Annotated in this window: 16 protein-coding genes and 1 other RNA gene; 10 read left to right on the forward strand and 7 right to left on the reverse strand. The window is 74.2% G+C overall.

Annotated elements, in window-relative coordinates:
* Positions 1-73: 73 nt before the first annotated feature.
* Positions 74-1,459, reverse strand: coding sequence for an SLC13 family permease (locus ACVJO7_RS10310; RefSeq protein WP_491672660.1), 1,386 nt, complete (start codon positions 1,457-1,459; stop codon positions 74-76).
* Entirely contained in the window at positions 1,456-1,650 is a 195-nt protein-coding gene (locus ACVJO7_RS10315) for a hypothetical protein (protein ID WP_491672661.1), read from the reverse strand. The genes ACVJO7_RS10310 and ACVJO7_RS10315 overlap by 4 nt, the downstream gene beginning before the upstream one ends.
* A gap of 59 nt (positions 1,651-1,709) precedes the next feature.
* Here ACVJO7_RS10315 and ACVJO7_RS10320 point away from each other — a divergent pair, with 59 nt between their 5' ends.
* The gene (locus ACVJO7_RS10320) at positions 1,710-2,657 is read left to right on the forward strand and encodes a bile acid:sodium symporter family protein (RefSeq protein ID WP_491672662.1); all 948 of its coding nucleotides are present in this window, start codon (positions 1,710-1,712) and stop codon (positions 2,655-2,657) included.
* Between the two features lie 47 nt (positions 2,658-2,704).
* On the opposite strand, the gene ACVJO7_RS10325 is transcribed toward ACVJO7_RS10320, so the two are convergent.
* Together ACVJO7_RS10325 and ACVJO7_RS10330 are read right to left on the reverse strand one after the other, a co-directional pair.
* Positions 2,705-3,883 carry an LLM class flavin-dependent oxidoreductase gene (locus ACVJO7_RS10325; protein WP_491672663.1) on the reverse strand — a complete coding sequence of 393 codons (1,179 nt, stop codon included), beginning with the start codon at positions 3,881-3,883 and terminating at the stop codon, positions 2,705-2,707.
* A gap of 34 nt (positions 3,884-3,917) precedes the next feature.
* Positions 3,918-5,402 carry an aldehyde dehydrogenase gene (locus tag ACVJO7_RS10330; protein WP_491672664.1) on the reverse strand — a complete coding sequence of 495 codons (1,485 nt, stop codon included), beginning with the start codon at positions 5,400-5,402 and terminating at the stop codon, positions 3,918-3,920.
* A gap of 247 nt (positions 5,403-5,649) precedes the next feature.
* Between ACVJO7_RS10330 and ACVJO7_RS10335 the strand changes: the two genes are divergently transcribed.
* The 6 genes from ACVJO7_RS10335 to rnpB all read left to right on the forward strand — a co-directional run bounded on the left by ACVJO7_RS10335 (position 5,650) and on the right by rnpB (position 12,123).
* Positions 5,650-6,627, forward strand: coding sequence for an AraC family transcriptional regulator (locus tag ACVJO7_RS10335; protein WP_344019158.1), 978 nt, complete (start codon positions 5,650-5,652; stop codon positions 6,625-6,627).
* A gap of 57 nt (positions 6,628-6,684) precedes the next feature.
* On the forward strand, positions 6,685-8,127 hold the full coding sequence (locus tag ACVJO7_RS10340; protein ID WP_491672665.1) for a protein adenylyltransferase SelO: 1,443 nt from the start codon (positions 6,685-6,687) through the stop codon (positions 8,125-8,127).
* Positions 8,128-8,322: 195 nt separating this feature from the next.
* Positions 8,323-9,003: a hypothetical protein gene (locus ACVJO7_RS10345; protein WP_491672666.1), complete on the forward strand. Its 681-nt coding sequence runs from the start codon at positions 8,323-8,325 to the stop codon at positions 9,001-9,003.
* Between the two features lie 27 nt (positions 9,004-9,030).
* On the forward strand, positions 9,031-11,001 hold the full coding sequence (locus ACVJO7_RS10350) for a sensor histidine kinase (protein WP_491672667.1): 1,971 nt from the start codon (positions 9,031-9,033) through the stop codon (positions 10,999-11,001).
* The gene (locus ACVJO7_RS10355; RefSeq protein ID WP_491672668.1) at positions 10,998-11,699 is read left to right on the forward strand and encodes a response regulator; all 702 of its coding nucleotides are present in this window, start codon (positions 10,998-11,000) and stop codon (positions 11,697-11,699) included. Before ACVJO7_RS10350 ends, ACVJO7_RS10355 begins: the two co-directional genes overlap by 4 nt.
* A gap of 15 nt (positions 11,700-11,714) precedes the next feature.
* An RNA gene (gene rnpB / locus ACVJO7_RS10360) (RNase P RNA component class A) lies at positions 11,715-12,123 on the forward strand.
* Positions 12,124-12,194: 71 nt separating this feature from the next.
* On the opposite strand, the gene ACVJO7_RS10365 is transcribed toward rnpB, so the two are convergent.
* On the reverse strand, positions 12,195-12,695 hold the full coding sequence (locus ACVJO7_RS10365) for a hypothetical protein (RefSeq protein ID WP_491672669.1): 501 nt from the start codon (positions 12,693-12,695) through the stop codon (positions 12,195-12,197).
* Positions 12,696-13,052: 357 nt separating this feature from the next.
* Between ACVJO7_RS10365 and ACVJO7_RS10370 the strand changes: the two genes are divergently transcribed.
* A complete protein-coding gene (locus tag ACVJO7_RS10370; protein ID WP_344019189.1) occupies positions 13,053-13,484 on the forward strand; it encodes a VOC family protein in 432 nt (143 codons plus the stop codon).
* 36 nt (positions 13,485-13,520) lie between these two features.
* Here the strand turns inward: ACVJO7_RS10370 and ACVJO7_RS10375 are convergent, their stop codons facing one another.
* Positions 13,521-14,165, reverse strand: a complete 645-nt coding sequence (locus ACVJO7_RS10375; protein ID WP_491672670.1) for a TetR/AcrR family transcriptional regulator — start codon at positions 14,163-14,165, stop codon at positions 13,521-13,523.
* Between the two features lie 49 nt (positions 14,166-14,214).
* Between ACVJO7_RS10375 and ACVJO7_RS10380 the strand changes: the two genes are divergently transcribed.
* Together ACVJO7_RS10380 and ACVJO7_RS10385 are read left to right on the forward strand one after the other, a co-directional pair.
* Complete coding sequence (locus tag ACVJO7_RS10380) at positions 14,215-15,501, forward strand: FAD-dependent oxidoreductase (protein WP_491672671.1); 1,287 nt, start codon at positions 14,215-14,217, stop codon at positions 15,499-15,501.
* A gap of 655 nt (positions 15,502-16,156) precedes the next feature.
* Positions 16,157-16,861 carry a hypothetical protein gene (locus ACVJO7_RS10385; RefSeq protein WP_491672672.1) on the forward strand — a complete coding sequence of 235 codons (705 nt, stop codon included), beginning with the start codon at positions 16,157-16,159 and terminating at the stop codon, positions 16,859-16,861.
* Here the strand turns inward: ACVJO7_RS10385 and ACVJO7_RS10390 are convergent, their stop codons facing one another.
* Entirely contained in the window at positions 16,862-17,269 is a 408-nt protein-coding gene (locus ACVJO7_RS10390) for a VOC family protein (protein WP_491672673.1), read from the reverse strand.
* Positions 17,270-17,287: the final 18 nt, after the last annotated feature.

The raw sequence follows: 17,287 nt of genomic DNA on the forward strand, positions 1-17,287 counted from the left end.
ACCCACCACCGACGGCCCCGCCCGGCACCCGCCGCGCGGGGCCGCCGCACGTCCGCCCCCGCCGCTGCGGCGTTCAGGTCAGCAGCGCCAGCGACGCCCACAGCGCGAGGGTCGACGCGAGCAGTGCCGGTGGCACCGTGACGGCACCCAGGCCGACGAACGTCCCCAGCCGGGGCGGGTCCCCGTACCCGGCCGCGATCCGCCGCCACAGCAGCGTCGCCAGCGATCCCGGGTAGGTCAGGTTCGGCCCGATGTTCACCCCGAGCAGCATCGCGAGGACCAGCCCGGCGTGCGGCGACGGGCCGAGCGCGGCGAGCAGGACGAGGGTCGCGGGCAGGTTGTTCACCAGGTTCGCCAGCACGGCGGCGACGACCGCGGTGAGCAGCAGCCCGGCGAGATCGGGGGTGTCGGGCAGCAGCGCGCCGAGCCCGGCGGCGAGCCCCTGCCCGGCCACCCCGGCCACGACGACGCCCAGCGCGAGCACGAACAGGCAGAACCCGGGGGAGGCGGCCGCGACCAGCCGCACCGGCCCGGTCTCCCCGCGCCGCAGCGCCCGGACCGCGAGCACCGCGGCACCGGCGGCGGCGATCACGCCCGGGCCGACGCCGAGCGCCGAGGACAGCGCGAACCCGGCGAGCGTCGCGGCGAGCACGGACAGCGCGAACACCGGCACCGGTTCCGGTCGGGGCGCCCCGCCGAACCGCTCCCCGGGACCGGTGCCCAGCCGCGCGGTGCCCCCGGCGTCGGCATCCGGCGTCCCGGCCGCCGGATCCCCGGTGCCGACGCGCCGCCCGACCGACCCGCCGTCGCCCCCGCCGGACCCGCCGGACCCGTCGGACCCGCCGGACCCGTCCTGCAGGTCACGGGCGAAGTACCGGCGCAGCACCAGATACTCCACGGCGAGCACCGCCACCCACGGCCCCACCATCAGCCCGGCGAACCCGAGGAAGCTCAGTCCGGTAGCCGGGAACGCCAGCAGGTTCGTCAGGTTCGACACCGGCAGCAGCCCGGAGCCCGAGTTCGACAGGTGCGCGCACGCGTAGGAGTGCGGCCGCGACGGCAGCCGCAGCCGGGCCGCGGTGGCCAGCACCACCGGCGTCAGCAGCACGACCGTCGCGTCCAGGCTCAGCACCGCGGTCGTTCCGGCGGCCGCGCCGAACACCAGCACCAGCAGCCGCCCGGGCCGCCCGCCGGACGCGCTGCCCAGGCGCGCCCCCAGCCACCGGAAGACGCCCTCGGCGTCGGCGAGATGGCCGAGCAGCAGGATCGCGGCCAGGAACCCGACGGTCGGCGCCAGCCCGCCGATCTCGGCCAGGGCGCCGTCGACGGTGACCAGCCCGGCGGCGACGGTGAGCAGTGCGGCGGGCACGGCGACGGCCGCCTCGGGCAGCCCGAACGGCCGCAGCGTCGCGGCGGCGAGCACCGCCACCAACAGCGCGACCGCGAGCAGCAGGCTCACCGCAGGAACAGGGCGACGCCGACCGCCGGCAGCGCCGCGAACACCAGCAGGACGACCGAGGTCCAGTCGAGCACAAGCAGACCGTAGACCGGCCCGCGCCCGCCCGCGTGATCGCCGTGGCGGTGCGCGGCGCCGCGATCCGGGTGGCCGGACGCACCACGACGGCGATCATGCCGCCGTCGTCCCGCCATCCGGACGTTTGGTTTGCATCGATGCGTGGGTGCGGTGCGAGGCTGCACAGGTGAGTGCGATGCAGCGCGTGCAGGCGGTGGGCGACGTGGTCGGCCGATGGTTCCCGGTGATCGTCCTCGCGGCGGGCGCGGTCGCCCTCGCCGTGCCGGGGGTGTTCACGGGGTGGTCGTCGGCCGTGCCGTGGCTGCTGGCGCTGATCATGCTGGGGATGGGCATGACGCTGCGGCCGGTCGACTTCGGCTACATCGTGCGGCGGCCCGCGGCGTTCGCGATCGGCCTGGGTGCCCAGTACGTCGTGATGCCCGTGGTCGGCTGGCTGCTCACCGTGCTGGTCGATCTGCCGCCGGAGATCGCGGTCGGCGTGATCCTGGTGGCCTGCGCACCCGGCGGCACGGCGTCGAACGTGGTGGTCTTCCTGGCCCGCGGCGACGTCGCGCTGTCGGTGGCGATGACGTCGGTGTCGACGCTGGTCGCGCCGATCGTGACGCCGCTGCTGGTGCTGCTGCTGGCCGGGCAGTACCTGCCGGTCTCGGCGAGCAGCCTGTTCCTCTCGATCGTGCAGATCGTGCTGATCCCGGTGGTGCTGGGCTTCCTGCTCCGGCGGTACGCAGGCGGCGTCGTCGACCTGGTGACGCCGGCGCTGCCGCTGGCGTCGGTCGTCGGCATCACGGTGGTGGTGATGATCGTCGTCGCCGGTTCGGCGGACGCGCTGTTCACCGCCGGGCTCGCGATCGTCGGTGTGGTCGTCGTGCACAACCTGGCCGCATTCGCCCTCGGCCACGCGGTGGCCCGGGCGGTCGGGCTCGACGCGACGGCGCGGCGTGCGGTGTCGATCGAGGTCGGGATGCAGAACTCCGGGCTCGCCGCGACCCTGGGCACCGTGCACTTCGGTCCCGCGGCGGCCCTGCCCGGCGCGGTGTTCTCGGTCTGGCACAACGTGTCCGGTGCCGCGCTGGCCAGCTACTGGTCGAAGCGGCCGGTGTCGGTCACCGCCGCGCGGGAGTGACCGGCACCGGGAGAGCGCCCGGTGGCTGCCGAGTGCTCTCAGTGCCTCTAGTGCCGCAGCCCGGCCTCCTTCAGCAGCGGCATGACCCGCTCGCCGAAGTACTTGAGCTCCTCGTTGTAGTCGATCAGGCCGAAGATCATGCCCTCCATGCCGGCCTCGTTGAGCTTGCCCAGCTCCTCGGTGACCTGCTCGGGGGTGCCGACGATCGGGTAGCCGCCCCAGCCGGCGATGAACCGCTCCTGCATCGCCTTGACGGCGTGGTCGAACGACTTGCTCTCGCCCGATCCGGCGATCTTGATGACGTTGCCGGCGGCACCCCAGTCGCCCTCGTCGATCACCTGCTGGAAGGCCCGCTTGGCCTCCTCCTCGGTGTCCCGGCAGACGACCAGGCCGTAGGTCATCACCTGGATGTCGCGCTGGTAGTCCTCGCGCGCCTTGGACCGGACCTTGTCGGTGTAGGCGGCGATGTTCTCCAGGGTGTCCAGCGACGCGAAGTTGATGTCGACGTTGCGCGCGGAGAACTCGATGCCGGCCGGCGAGTTGCCGGCGTTGAGCAGCGCCGGGCGGGGCGCCTGGTGCGGCTTGGGGTACGCCTCGAGCAGGTCGCCCCGGAAGAACTCCGACTCCAGGCTGAACGATCCCTCCTCGGTCCAGAGCCGGGTGGCGAAGTCGATCCAGTCCTGGCCGAAGGCGTAGCGCTCGTCGTGCTCGCGCTGCTCGGTGCCGAACATCTCCATCTCCGGCGGCACCCAGCCCATCACCAGGTTCAGGGCGAACCGGCCGCCCGAGATGTGATCGATGGTCGTCGCGGCCTTGGCGGCGACGATCGGGTGCACGGTCGGCAGGTGCGAGGTGGCGGCGATGGAGATCCGCTCGGTCGCCTCGGCGAGCCCGGCCGCCCAGGCGTAGGTCTCGAAGCAGTTGCCGTTGAAGTTCGTCGACCCGCCGAAACCCTTCCAGCGGGCGACCGGGACGAGCACGTCGAAGCCGAGATCGTCGGCCCGGGTCGCGATCTCCCGGGTGTGCTCCCAGGTGATCCGGTAGTCGCTCGGGGCGTGGCTCATGATCAGGCCGTACGAGCAGTTGGTGCCGAACAGGCCGAGCTTCATCTTCTGGTCGCCGAACAGCGGATTGGTCTGCGTGCGGTCGACCAGCGGCCGGGTCTCCTCCAGCGGACGGGGATCGGTCGGGTGGAGGCCGAGGCGCTCGTTCGCGGTGACGGTCACGTGGGTGTCTCCTTGGATCGGGTGCGGGCGGGCTCTAGCCGAGCTGGAAGGGATCGCGGGTGCCGCCGGTCAGCTCGACGAACACGGACTTGTTCTCGGTGTACTCGTTGATCGCGTCGACGCCGTTCTCCCGGCCGATGCCGCTGGCGCCGAAGCCGCCGAACGGCATGTTCGGGGCGATCACCCGGTACGCGTTGATCCACACCGTGCCGGCGCGCAGCCGCCCGGCGACCCGGTGCGCGCGGTGCACGTCCTTGGTCCAGACCGCGCCGGCCAGGCCGTACGGGGTGTCGTTGGCGAGCTTGAGCGCCTCGTCCTCGTCGGTGAACCGGTAGGCGGAGAGCACCGGCCCGAACACCTCCTCGCGGACGATGGTGTTCTCCGGCGTCACCCCGGTCACGACGGTCGGGCGGACGAACAGCCCGCCCCGCTCGGCGTCCGGTTCGCCACCGCAGGCGAAGGTCGCGCCCTCGGCGGCGGCGCCGCGCAGGTAGCCGAGCACCTTCTCGTACTGCGGCCGGTTCGCGACCGGGCCCATTTCGGTGGCCTGCTCGGTCGGGTCGCCGAGGACGATCGCGTTCGCCCGCGCGACGACCTTCTCCACCAGCGCGTCGTGCACGTCGGCGTGCACGATCAGCCGGGACCCGGCCATGCAGGTCTGCCCGGTCGCCGCGAACACCCCGGCGACCAGCCCGTTCGCCGCCGCGTCCAGGTCGGCGTCCGGGAACACGATCTGCGGGGACTTCCCGCCCAGCTCCAGGGTGACCCGGTTGACGTTCGCCCCGGCGGCCTGCGCGACGGCCGCACCGGTCGCCGTCGAACCGGTGAAGGCGACCTTGTCCACCCCGGTGTGCCCGGCCAGCGCCTCCCCGGTCGCCCGGTCCCAGCCGGTGACGACGTTCAGCACGCCGTCCGGCAGCCCGGCCTCGTGCAGGACCTGGGCGAACGCGACGGTGGAGGCGGGGGAGTGCTCGGACGGCTTGACGACCATCGTGCAGCCCGCCGCCAGCGCCGGCGCCAGCTTGAAGGTCAGCAGCAGCAGCGGCGAGTTCCACGGGGTGATCGCGCCGACCACGCCGACCGGCTCGCGGGTGGTGTAGCCGAAGTAGTTCGGGTTGACCGGCGGGACGGTGCGACCCTCGACCTTGTCGGCCAGCCCGGAGAAGTAGTAGTACCACTGCGGGAGCGCGGTGAGCTGCCCGCGCATCTCGCGCAGCAGCTTGCCGGAGTCGTTCACCTCCAGCCGGGCCAGCCGCTCCGCGTTCGCGGCGATCGCGTCGCCGCAGCGGCGCAGGATCGCGGCCCGCTCAAACCCGGTCCTCGCACCCCACTCGCCGTCGAACGCGCTGCGGGCCGCGGCGACGGCCTCGTCGACGTCGGCGGGGGAGCCGTCGGCCAGCCGGGCCCACGGCTCGCCGGTGTAGGGGTTCTGCGACTCGAACGTCGCGCCCGACCGGGCGGGCACCGTCCGGCCGTTGATGAAGAGCCCGAACTCTTCCAGTGCTGGTGTCTGCGACATCGTGTCCGGCATCTCCCTCGCAGGTCTCCCCGGCCGGCTCCGTCGCCGGTCGGCGGTGGATCCGGACGCTAGGGCGGCCCGCGCGGCACTCGATATCCGCGCGCCGCGCCGGTCCAGCCGTTCCGTGCACCGGCGCGGGTCTGCACCGAGCGGACGGCCGCACGCACGCAACGGCTGGTCGGGGTGCCGCGAACGGACATAGGCTGCGCGGGACGAGTGATCCGCGGCACGAGGAGGTGTCGAGACGATGCGGTCCGGCGGCACGCTCGAGCGTTTTCCGGTACTGGCGACGCACAGCCTGGAGCAGGCCCGCGACGCGGTCACCCGGACCTACCTGCGGCACGACCTCACCGCGCCCGACGAGCAGGTCGCGATGACGCTGAACGCCACCACCGACCGGGTGTTCACCGTCGGGTACCTGACGTACCGGTCGCCGGCGACGCTGGTCATGCCGCCGACCGAGGACAACTACCACGTGAACCTGACGGTCGCGGGCGTCACCAGGGCCGAACGCAGCGACGGCGACCGGGCGCGGACCGGTGCCCGGGCGTCGGGCATCGTGCTGCTGCCGGACCGGACGAACACGGTCCGCTGGTCACCGGACGCCGAGCAGCTCATCCTCAAGATCCCGCGGACCAGCCTGGAGACCCACCTGAGCGAGCAGCTCAACCGGCCCGTGCACGACGTCGTCGACTTCGGGTTCGGTCTGGACCTCACCACCCCGGCCGGCCGGACGCTGCTCGCGTCGGTCGAGTTCCTGGCCCGCGAGCTGGACCGGCCCGGCGGGCTGGCCGAGATGCCGATCGCCCGCGAGCAGCTGGAGGCGTTCGTGATGACGCAGCTGCTGCACGCCGGGCGGCACCGCTACAGCGACGCGCTGGTGGGGCCGCCCGATCCGGTGCGCTCCGGCCGGCTCGGCCCGGTCCTCGACCACATGGAGCAGCACGCCGACGATCCGCTGACCCCGCAGGAGCTGGCGAGGGTGGGCTGCATGAGCGTCCGCACCCTGCACGCCGCGTTCCAGCAGGAGCTGGGCGAGTCGCCGATGGGGCACCTGCGCCGGATCCGGCTCGACCGGGTCCGGGCCGAGCTGCAGCGCTGCGACCCGGCGACGGTGCGGGTCACCGACGTCGCTCTCCGCTGGGGGTTCCTGCACCAGAGCCGGTTCGCCCAGCAGTACCGGCAGCGGTTCGGCGAGCTGCCCAGCCAGACCCTGCGCGGGTGACGCGGGCCGCCCTCACCGGCCCTGCCGGTCCGGCCCGCGGCTCGTAGCCTGGACGGCATGACCGCAGCCACGGAGATCGCGTTCGAGAACACCTTCGTCCGCGACCTGGACGGCCTGTACCTGCCGTGGAACGCCGCACCGGCGCCGGAACCGCGGCTGGTGCTGCTCAACGAGGCGCTGGCCGGCGAGCTGGGCCTCGATCCGGCCGCGCTGCGCGGGCCCGCCGGACTCGGCCTGCTCACCGGGACCGCGGTGCCGGGGTCGGCGACGACGGTCGCGCAGGCCTACGCCGGGCACCAGTTCGGCAACTACTCGCCGCGCCTGGGCGACGGCCGCGCGCTGCTCGTCGGCGAGCTCGTCACGCCGTCCGGGGAGCGCCGCGATCTGCACCTCAAGGGATCCGGGCGGACCCCGTTCGCCCGCGGCGGCGACGGGAAGGCGCCGCTCGGGCCGATGCTGCGCGAGTACCTGGTGTCCGAGGCGATGCACGCGCTCGGCGTCCCGAGCACCCGGTCGCTGGCCGTCGTCGCGACCGGCGGGCACGTCATGCGCGAGCGCGGCCCGGAACCGGGCGCGGTGCTGGCCCGCACGGCGTCGAGCCACCTGCGGGTCGGGACGTTCCAGTTCGCCGCCGCCACCGGCGAGACCGAGCTGCTGCGCAGGCTCGCCGACCACGCGATCGCCCGGCACCATCCCGGCGCCGGCTCCTACCTGGAGCTCTTCCGCCGGGTGGTGGACGCGCAGGCGCGGCTGGTCGCACGCTGGATGCAGGTCGGCTTCGTGCACGGCGTCATGAACACCGACAACATGACGATCTCCGGCGAGACCATCGACTACGGCCCCTGCGCGTTCCTCGACGCGCACGACCCGGCGACCGTGTTCAGCTCGATCGACCACGGCGGCCGCTACGCCTACGGCAACCAGCCCGGCATCGCGCAGTGGAACCTGGCCCGCTTCGGCGAGGCCCTGCTCCCGCTGCTCGACGACGACCCCGACGAGGCGATCCGGCTCGCCACCGGCGTGCTCCAGGAGTTCGCCGACCGCTACCTCGCCGCCCGAGACGAGGGGTACCGCCACAAGCTCGGCCTGCCGGACGGGCTCGACGCCGAGCCGCTGCTGGCCGACCTCGCGACGCTGCTCGCCGAGCGGAAGCCGGACCACACGCTGTTATTCCGGCGCCTCGCCGACGCCGCCCGCGGCGACGCCGGACCGGTCCGCGACCTGTTCGACGACCCGTCCGCGGTGGACGGGTGGCTCGCCTCCTGGCTGGCGACCGGGCCGGACCCGGCGGCGATGGACCGGGTCAACCCGGTCTACGTGCCGCGCAACCACCTCGTCGAGGAGGCGCTCGGCGCGGCCGTCGCCGACGGTGATCTCGAGCCGATCCAGTGGATGTTGCAGGTGCTGGGGCATCCCTACGAGGAGCGGGAGGGCTACGAGCGCTACGCCCGGCCGCCGGGACCGGACGCCCCGCCGTTCATGACCTTCTGCGGCACCTGACCAGCCCCGCCCCGCCTCGCACCGGTTTCCGCGCCGAGATGCAGCTCAGCGGGCCGTGAAGATCGACAATTCCCGCTGAGCTGCATCTCGGTGACCGGGCGGGCCGGGACGCGGTGTCCCTGGAACCCGGGACGCGAGGACGGACACGGTCGTGCTCCGCGACCGTCCCGGTCGTCCCAGGCCGCAGGAGGACCGATGTCCGGAACACGTCCAGCCACCACGGGCACGTCCCGTGACGACGTCGACGTCCCGCGGGTCCGGCGCGGCGCCCGCCTCCTGGTCGGCTCGTTCGCCGTGCTCATCGCGATGATCGTCGTCGATCTGGTCCGCACCGTGCTGGACGGCTCGCTCGCCGCGGAGACGGCGGCGGCCGAGGAACTCGGTGTCGACGTGAACGAGCTCCCGCCGGAGGTCGTCGCACAGATCCACGGCGAGCAGAGCCTGCTGGACCCGATGCCGTACCTGCTGATCGCCGGTGCCGCCGCCTTCGCGTTCGGGATCGCCACCGTCGCGCGCGCCGTGCGGCCGGCCCGGCGGGGCTCCGGCGCCGTTGCGGTGACCGCGGCGGTCGTGTGCGCGGCGGCATGGAGTGCGGCGCAGGTGGTCGCGCTGCTGGTGGGCGTGGGCGGGAAGGCCGTCGAGGGCTGGTTGCCGGTCCTGGTGACGGTGACCTGCGCGGCCGGCGGCGTCGCGCTCGTCGCGCTCGTCCTGGCACTGCGGCCGAGCGGTGTGGCACGCCGGACCGGCACCGTGGTGGCCGGTCTGGCGGGCGCGTCGGTCGTGGCGAGCTTCGCCCTCCCGCCGCTCGTGCCGTTCGTGCTGGGCGCCGTGCTCGGTGCTCCCTTGGCTGTGGCCCGCCGGTCCAGCACACTCTGAGCCGGGGACGAGCCCACGGGGAGCGGGATGGCCGGCGGAGCGGTGCGGCTGCCGGCGACCGCTGCCGCGACGGTCGCGGTGCTCGGCTGGGCGGCGTGGGGGACGCCCGCCTTCGTGGACGCCGTCGCGCAGCCGTGCCCAAACGGGATCTGCCGCCGGTTCGAGCGGCCGTCGCCGCAGGCGGTGGACCTGCTGGCCGCGGCAGGCACGGGACCGGCCGGCTATGCCGTGGTGGTCGCCGTCGTGGCGTGGGCGGAGCTTCTCGTGTTCCTCGCCGTCGCCGTCGCGCTGGTGCTGCGGCGACCGGCCGGCCGGTTGGTAATCCTCACCGCGGTGCTGCTCCCGCTGACCGCACTCGCCCCGTTCGCCGCCGCCGGTCCGGGGTCGATGTGGTGGGCGGACGCCGTCCGTGCCGCGGCGGTGGCCGTCCTCGTCCCGGTGTTCGTCGGCCTGTTCCCGGACGACCGCTGGCATCCGCGCTGGTACCGGTGGGTCTGGCCGCTGCCGGCGCTGGTGCTGGTCAGCGGGACGCCGCCGTTCCCGGACACCCCGCCCGGGCACGAGGTCGCGGAGCTGGCCACCTGGCTGCTGCTGGCCGGGATCCAGGTGCACCGCTACCGGACGGTGTCGGACACCGCTGCCCGGCAGCAGGCGAAGGTGCTGCTGCTCGTGGTGCTGCTGCTGGTGTTCAACGCGGCACTCGTCGCGGTGGCGGGGGTGACCGGTGCCCTCCCGACGGTGCAGCCGGTCGCCGTGCTGCTCGACTACCTGGCGTTCGCCGCGCTGGGTGCCGGGCTGGGGTGGGCCCTGCTGCGGCACCGGCTCTACGACGTCGACGTCGTCCTGCGGCGGACCGTGCTGTACGGCGGCGCGCTGGTCGGGCTGGCGGTCGTCTACGTCGGCCTGGTGGCCGTCGCCGGTTCGGCGCTCAGCGGGCGCGCCGCGCCCGCATCGGCCGGTACCGCGGTCGGTGTCCTCGCGCTCACCGCAGGACTCGCCGGGTACGCCATGCGGGGACGCCTGCGTCGCCGGATCCTCGGCGGCCACGGACTGGCCAGGGCGCTCGCGGCGCACGGCCGGGAGCCCGACGCCGGGACCGGCCGGGACCTCGCCTCGACGCTCGCGGCCGGCCTGCAGCTGCGGTACGTGCAGGTGCTCGACGCCGCCGGGACGCCGCTCTGGAGCCACGGTGAACCGGTGGCGGCCCCGCACCGCGAGTCCGTCGTGGACGCCGCGGGACGGGACCGCGGCGTGCTGCTGCTGGCCCCGGCGCACGGGGACCGCCTGGACCGGCACCACCGGCGGCTGCTCACCGAGGTCCTGCCGTTCGTGGCGCTGGTGCTGCTCGCACGGGACGAGGCGACGCTGCTGCGGCGGGCCCGGGTGGCGGCGGCCGAGGTGCGCGAGTCCGAGCGCCGCCGGCTGCGCCGGGACCTGCACGACGGCGTCGGGACGATCCTGGCGTCCCAGCTGCTGATCCTGGACACGGTCCGGGTGACCGGTGACCGGCCGGAGCTGCTGGCCCGGATGGAGGAGCAGGTGCGGTCCGCCATCGGCGAGGTGCGCCGGGTCGCCCACGACCTCCGCCCGCCGGTGCTGGACCACGCGGGGCTGCCGGGGGCGCTGCAGGCCGAGGCCGACCGGCTGACCTCGGCCGGCCTGACGGTGCAGCTGTGGACCGACCCGGGCGCGACCGCCGCGGTGAGCCCCGCCGCGGAGGTCGCGCTCCTGCGGATCGCCCAGGAGGCGCTGGCCAACGTCGTCCGGCACTCCGGCGCGCGCACCGCGCGGATCGAGCTGACGGTGCAGGAAGCGGACACGGTGCTCGTCGTGGCCGACGACGGCGGCGGGCAGCGGCCGGCCCGCCCGGATCCGGCCCTCGGCGGGATCGGCGGGGCGTCGATGCGCGAGCGCGCCGCGGAACTCGGCGGGACGGTCACGGTCGGCCCCGGACCCGGCGGCACCGGTACCCGCGTCGTGACCAGGATCCCGCGGTGAGCGACGGCACCGCGGGCCCGATCGACGTGCTGGTCGTCGACGACCATCCGGTGTTCCGGCTCGGGGTGCGGACCAGGCTGTCGGCCGAGCCGGACATCGTCGTCGTGGGTGAGGCCGATACCGGTGCAGCGGCCCTGGCGCTGGTGGAGCGGACCGCGCCGGACGTCGTCCTGGTCGACCTGAACCTGCCCGACATCGACGGCGTCGAGCTGATCCGGCAGCTCGGTGCCGTCGCGCCACGGACGGCGCCGCTGGTGCTGACCATGCTCTCCGCCGACGCGGTGACCGCTGCCGTACGGGCCGGGGCACGCGGCTACCTGCTGAAGGACGCCGAGCCCGGCCGGATCGTCGCTGCCGTCCGCGCGGTCGCCGCGGGCGACTCCGTGTTCGGTCCGCAGGTCGCCGCGCGGCTGCTCGGGGGCCTCGACCGGGCGATGCCCGACCGGATGGCGTTCCCGGACCTGACCGGGCGCGAACGCGAGATCCTCGGCCTGCTGGCGGACGGTCTGGGCAACGCCACGATCGGCCGCCGGCTCGGGCTGCGGTCGAAGACGGTGCGCAACTACGTGTCGAACGTGATCGGCAAGCTGCAGGCCGCCGACCGGGCCGAGGCCGTGTTGCGGGCCCGCCGGGCCGGTCTCGGCGAGTCCCGGCCGGGCCTGCCGCCCACCGGGGGCCGGGCCGAACCGGATCGCTAGAATCCGCGGTGCGGACGAGTCGGTCGGGCGACCGCGTCGGGATCCACGGGTCCCGTCGAGGAAAGTCCGGACTCCACAGGGCAGGGTGGTTGTCAACGGCAACCCGGGGCGACCCGCGGGACAGTGCCACAGAGAACAGACCGCCTCCGGGTCCGCCCGGAGGTAAGGGTGAAACGGTGGTGTAAGAGACCACCAGCACCCCGGGTGACCGGGGTGGCTCGGTAAACCCCACCCGGAGCAAGGTCGAGAGACCGCTCCGTCATCCGTGACGGGGCGGTTGCGCAGGCGTTCGAGGGCTGCCCGCCCGAGCCTGCGGGTGGACCGCTGGAGCCTGCCGGCGACGGCAGGCCGAGATGGATGGTCGCCGAACGGTGCACCGTGAGGTGCCCGGGAACAGGATCCGGCTTACAGACCGACTCGTCCGCACCCAAGCCCCTGACCTGCCGGTCGGTCCGGATCGACCGGTCGGGGGCACACACGGGGCACCCGGCCGGCCTACGCCGCTTTGCCCCACGCCCAGAGCGCCCGGTCGAGGGTGCGGAGGTCGGTCCCGCAGCGTCGGGCGATGCCGCGACACGTCGTCAGATAATCGGCGTAGGCCGCCCAGGTCGAGTCCTGTTCGCCGTGCCGCCGGAGAGTCCGCATCGCGAGGACATCGATGACCGTGAACGTGTCAGGCTTCGCGACGGTCAGGAAGGCGCTGGCGACCGGCACACCAACGCCTCGGAGCAGCCCGAGCACCCGGTGCGCGAGGTGTTCCGGCGCCCGAAGGGCCATATCGGTGATCGTCTCGACGTCCGCGGGATCGTTCCGTCGGAGGAAAGTGATCGCACGGTTCGACTTCCACTTGATCACCTCCTCGGCTTCCGGGAACGTGAAGTACCCGCGCTCGCCGACTGCTCGGTGAATCGGTCCGAGCACGTGGTCGTCGGCAGTCGACGGATAGGCGGCTGCCCACTCAGTCACGAACTCCGCATCGATCTTCTTCGTCGTCATCGGTGTATTCCCATGCTCGGAGGATCGGCGAGTGCTGTCCCGTCGTGAAGTGGTCCACCCGCACGTGCGACACCGAGTCGATAAGACAGTTGCCTACTCAGCTTCCGCGGATCGTGTGGAATCCGGTGCAGCGCCGAGGACGGTGTCGATGGCCTCACGTGTCCTGTCGTCGGAGTCGGACCAGATGTGCGCGCAGGTGTCGAGGGTCCCCGCAGCGGTGGCGTGGCCGAGCCTGCTCTGGACCGTCCTCACGATCGGTCCGTCGGAATGGACGAGCGGGTACTGCCGGCGTGACACCGCCGGTCGTCCCACTCCCCGCGTCGTCCGCATCCGGAACTCGAAGTAGCCTGCCGCACCATGGAGCAGCGGGTCAGCCTCATCACGCTCGGCGTCGCCGATCTGCCGCGCGCCCGGGCGTTCTACCTGGCGCTCGGATGGCAGGGGCAGGAGGTGGAGGAGACGGTCTTCTTCCAGGCCGGCGGGCTGGCACTGGTCCTCTGGGACAGGGCGAAGCTCGCCGCGGACTGCGGGGTGCCCGACGAGCGGGGCGGCGGGTTCGGCGGGATGGCGCTCGCCCACAACGTCCGCTCCGACGCGGAGGTCGACGACACGCTCGCCACCGCGGAGCGGGCCGGCGGCACGGTGACGAGGCCGGCGGCCGTCACCCCGCTCGGATTCCGCTCCGGGGTCTTCGCCGACCCGGACGGTCACCTGTGGGAGGTCGCGCACAACCCGGAGTTCCTGCTGGCCGACGACGGCACCCTCACGTTGCCGGACTTCGGCCGGTAGCGGCCGCACGCGCCGAAGCCGGGTGCGCCCCGGTTCTCACGGCGTCCCGCGGGCCCCGAGCAGGCTCGCCGCGGCAACCCGCTCCAGCCAGTCCCGGTAGCCCTCGACCGGCCACCCGCGCAGCCCGACCAGGCGGCGGTAGGACGCGCCGTCGTTCAGCGTCCAGATCAGGTCTGCGGCGTCGTCGACCGACAGCCCGGGGCGCAGCCCGTCCAGCGATGCCAGGTGGGTCGCGAACGCCCGCGCCCCCGCGAGCCGTTCGGTCTCGGCCTTCGTCCGCAGTGCGGCCGCGTCGGCGTCGACGTCGGCCGCCGCGTCGATCACGGCACCGAGTGCCGCCGCGCGCTGCTGCACGCCGACGGTCATCCCGGCCCAGAGGCGCAGCGCCTCGGCGGGGTCGGTGGCGGCGACGATCCGCCGGACCTCGGGCCGGTCCGCCATCGGGACCGGCTCGTCGTCGCCGACCAGGCAGAAGTCCCAGGCCAGCGACAGCAGCGCCGGCTTGCCCCCGGCGGCGTTGACCACGGTCCGGCGGCTCACCCCGGCGGCGGCGGCGACCGCGTCGAGGGTGGTGGCCGCGTACCCGTCGCGTTCGAACAGGCCGGCGGCGGCCGCGACGACGGCTCGCCGGGTGGCCCGCGCGCGCTCGTCACGCAGGTCCGAGCGGTACGGCCTCGACATCGGCCACCTTTCAGTGCACTCTGAGTGCAGTCATAATACGGGAGGCGTCGTGCGGATCTCGATCATCGGTGCCGGTCCGGCCGGCCTGTTCCTCGGGGCCGCGCTGGCGCGTCGCGGGCATGCGGTCGTCGCCGTCGACCGTGACAGCGGCCCGGCCGCCGACGGGCGCTGGGACCGGCGCGGCGTCATGCAGTTCCACCATCCGCACGGGGTCCGCCCGCAGGTCGGTGCGGCGCTGCGGGCTGAGCTCCCCGAGGCGTACGACGCGTGGCTGGCCGCCGGAGCGGAGCCGATCACGTTCACCCTGCCGGACGGGCGCCGCGTGTCCGGCGGCATGCGCTCGCGCCGCGAGACGTTCGAGCGCGCCCTGCGGGCGGTCGCGGTGCGCGAGCCCGGGTTCACCGTCCGGCAGGGGCACGTCGACGCCGTCGCGATCGCCGACGGCCGCGCCCGCGGCCCGGTCGTGGACGGTGCGGTGCTGCCGTCCGACCTGGTGATCGACGCGTCCGGGCGGTCCGGTCGGGCGACCCGCGCCTACGGACCGGCGCCGGCACCGGCGGGCGACACCGGGATCGCCTACGTCAGCAGGCAGTACCGGCTGCACGATCCGGCGGCCCCCGGCCCGATGACGAACCCGCTGGCCTGGCAGGCCGATCCCGACGGGTACCAGGTGGTCGTCTTCCGGCACGAGGCCGGGATCTTCTCGGTGCTGCTGGTCCGGCCGGCGGGGACGCTGCGCGACCTGCGGCACGACGCCGCGTTCGACGCAGCCTGCCGGGCGGTCCCCGGTCTCGACGACTGGACCGACCCGGACCGCGCCGCGCCGATCACACCCGTGCTGCCCGGCGGCCGGCTGCACAACCGGTACCGGCCCCAGCCCGGGATCGACGGCCTCGTCCTGGCCGGGGACGCCGTCTGCACCACCACGCCGATGTTCGGCCGCGGGCTCGCCACCACGATGATGCAGGCCCGGGAGCTGCTCCGGCTCCTCGACCGGGGCACCCCCGGGGACTTCGGGGCGTGGTGCGACGCCGAGATGCGGCCCTGGGTGGACGACCACGTCCGGTCCGACGCGTGCACCCGCCTGCTCTGGACGGGCGCGGACGTCCCGGACGGCCCGCTCCCGTCGAGCCTGGTGCTGGCCGCGGCCGAGGCCGATCCGCGGATCGGCGCGTTCTGCGGGGACTACCTGGCGATGACCGCGGGCCCGTCCGCGCTGGCCGCCGCCGAACCGCTGGCGAGGGAGGTCTACGACTCCGGCTGGCGCCCCGCCCCGTCCGACGGACCGACCCGCGACGAACTGGCGCGCATCATCCGTACCGCCGTCCCCGCCTGACCGCACCGCCGAGATGCGCACCAGCGTTCCGCAGAGCTCGTCGGGGGCGGCGGGGGCGGTGCGCGGCGTGGCTCGCCGGGCGCCGGATCCGCTGCCAGGATCAACGGATGGGCGGCTTCTACCACCTCTGCTTCGCCGTACGGAGCATCGAGGCGACGACCGGGGAACTCGCCGCCGTGCTCGGAGTGGAATGGAACCCGATCCGGGACGGCAGCCTGGGGGACGGTCCTACCGGATCGTGTTCTCGACCGCCGGCCGCCGTTCTTCGAGGTCATCGAGCGCTCCCCCGGGAGTCCCTGGGACGTCACGGAGACCGGGTCCCGGTTCGACCACATCGGTTACTGGTCCTCCGACGTCCGCCGGGACCGGAACCTGCTCGTGCGCAGGGGAGCTCCCGTCGACTTCGACGGCTGCCCTTACGGCAGGTCCTTCGCCTACCACCGCCTGACCGGGGTCGGGCACGGGTGGAGTTGGTCGATCTCGATGCCCAGCAGGGCTTCCTCGACGAGTGGGCGCCGGGCGGAGGGCCGATGCCACCGTTCGAACCCGGACCGCCCGACAGCACCGGCGGCGGGCCACCGGCCCGCCCGTGAACCGCCGGTAACCCCCCGCCGTCCCGCTCGTTGGGCAGGACACGGCGAGTCGAGGGGGACGCATGCGCCGAGGGCGACGGAACGTACTGGCGGCGACCGCGGCGACACTCGCCGCCCTGGTCACGACGGGGGCGCTGCATCCGGCACTGGCGTTCGACCCGTTCGGCCCGTCCGGCACCATGGTGGTCACCCCGGCGTCGTCGAACCAGTTCGCCGGGACCTACGACCGCGGCGCGGGCAGCCGCGGGTTCACCTCCCGGCTCGGCGCCCCGCCCGGTGGCGGCACGGGCGCGCTGGAGCTGCGCACCCCCGGCGACGACGACCGGATCCAGTTCGGCACCGACGAGATCGCCGGCCCGCTCGGCCGGTTCCGGTCCAGCAGCTATTGGGCGGTGCGGGACCCGGCGTCGCCGGGGATGGCGATGCCGTCGTTCCAGATCGCGGTCGACATCGACGGCGGGCACCTGGAGCCGCGCGACCTGCACGTGCTGAGCTACGTCCCGGAACCGGCGCCGGCCGGGGAGTGGACCCGCTACGACGTCGGCTCCGGCACCTTCTGCCTGATCCGGCAGGTCGGCGCGGCGGACGCCTACCGGGAGTGCGTGGCCGGCGGTGAGCGCCGGACCCTGGACCAGATCATCGAGGCGTATCCGCAGGCCACCGGGTACGCGGCCGGGGTGAACCAGGGCGGCGGCACCGCGGGCCTGGTGTCGGCGGTCGACCTGATCCAGGTGGGGAACCGGACCTACGACCTGGAGCCCGGCTGATCAGGACACGCAGAACTCGTTGCCCTCGGGATCGCGCAGTGTGGTGGTGACCGGGCCGCGGTCGGACGTCGTCCACAGCACCGCGGCGCCGAGCGCCACCAGCCGGGCCACCTCGGCGGGCGCGGCGTCCGGGCCGACCTGCAGGTCCAGGTGGACGCGGTTCTTCGCGGTCTTCGGGTCCGGCACGCGGGCGATGAAGATCCGCGGCCCGGGACCCCGGCAGGTGGCGACGTCCCGGAAGGCCCGGCGGTCGCCGTCGGCGACGGTCTCCGCCTCGGTGATCCGCCCCGCGGCCAGCAGCCCGTCGACGACCGCGGTGTGGTCCTCGATCTCGTAGCCGAGGGCGGCCGCCCAGAACCGGGCCAGCGCGTGCGGGTCGGCGGCGTCGAACGCGATCTGCAGCTGCACACCGCCGATCGTGCCGCC

It is taken from the genome of Pseudonocardia sp. DxW (assembly GCF_058448985.1).

Coding starts and splice junctions, on each gene's coding strand:
- ACVJO7_RS10320 (WP_491672662.1), top strand. CDS start 1,710: ATGCAGCGCGTGCAGGCGGTGGGCGACGTGGTCGGCCGATGGTTCCCG.
- ACVJO7_RS10330 (WP_491672664.1), bottom strand. CDS start 5,402: ATGTCGCAGACACCAGCACTGGAAGAGTTCGGGCTCTTCATCAACGGC.
- ACVJO7_RS10375 (WP_491672670.1), bottom strand. CDS start 14,165: ATGTCGAGGCCGTACCGCTCGGACCTGCGTGACGAGCGCGCGCGGGCC.
- ACVJO7_RS10315 (WP_491672661.1), bottom strand. CDS start 1,650: ATGGCGGGACGACGGCGGCATGATCGCCGTCGTGGTGCGTCCGGCCAC.
- ACVJO7_RS10350 (WP_491672667.1), top strand. CDS start 9,031: ATGGCCGGCGGAGCGGTGCGGCTGCCGGCGACCGCTGCCGCGACGGTC.
- ACVJO7_RS10345 (WP_491672666.1), top strand. CDS start 8,323: ATGTCCGGAACACGTCCAGCCACCACGGGCACGTCCCGTGACGACGTC.
- ACVJO7_RS10365 (WP_491672669.1), bottom strand. CDS start 12,695: ATGACGACGAAGAAGATCGATGCGGAGTTCGTGACTGAGTGGGCAGCC.
- ACVJO7_RS10370 (WP_344019189.1), top strand. CDS start 13,053: ATGGAGCAGCGGGTCAGCCTCATCACGCTCGGCGTCGCCGATCTGCCG.
- ACVJO7_RS10340 (WP_491672665.1), top strand. CDS start 6,685: ATGACCGCAGCCACGGAGATCGCGTTCGAGAACACCTTCGTCCGCGAC.
- ACVJO7_RS10335 (WP_344019158.1), top strand. CDS start 5,650: ATGCGGTCCGGCGGCACGCTCGAGCGTTTTCCGGTACTGGCGACGCAC.
- ACVJO7_RS10385 (WP_491672672.1), top strand. CDS start 16,157: ATGCGCCGAGGGCGACGGAACGTACTGGCGGCGACCGCGGCGACACTC.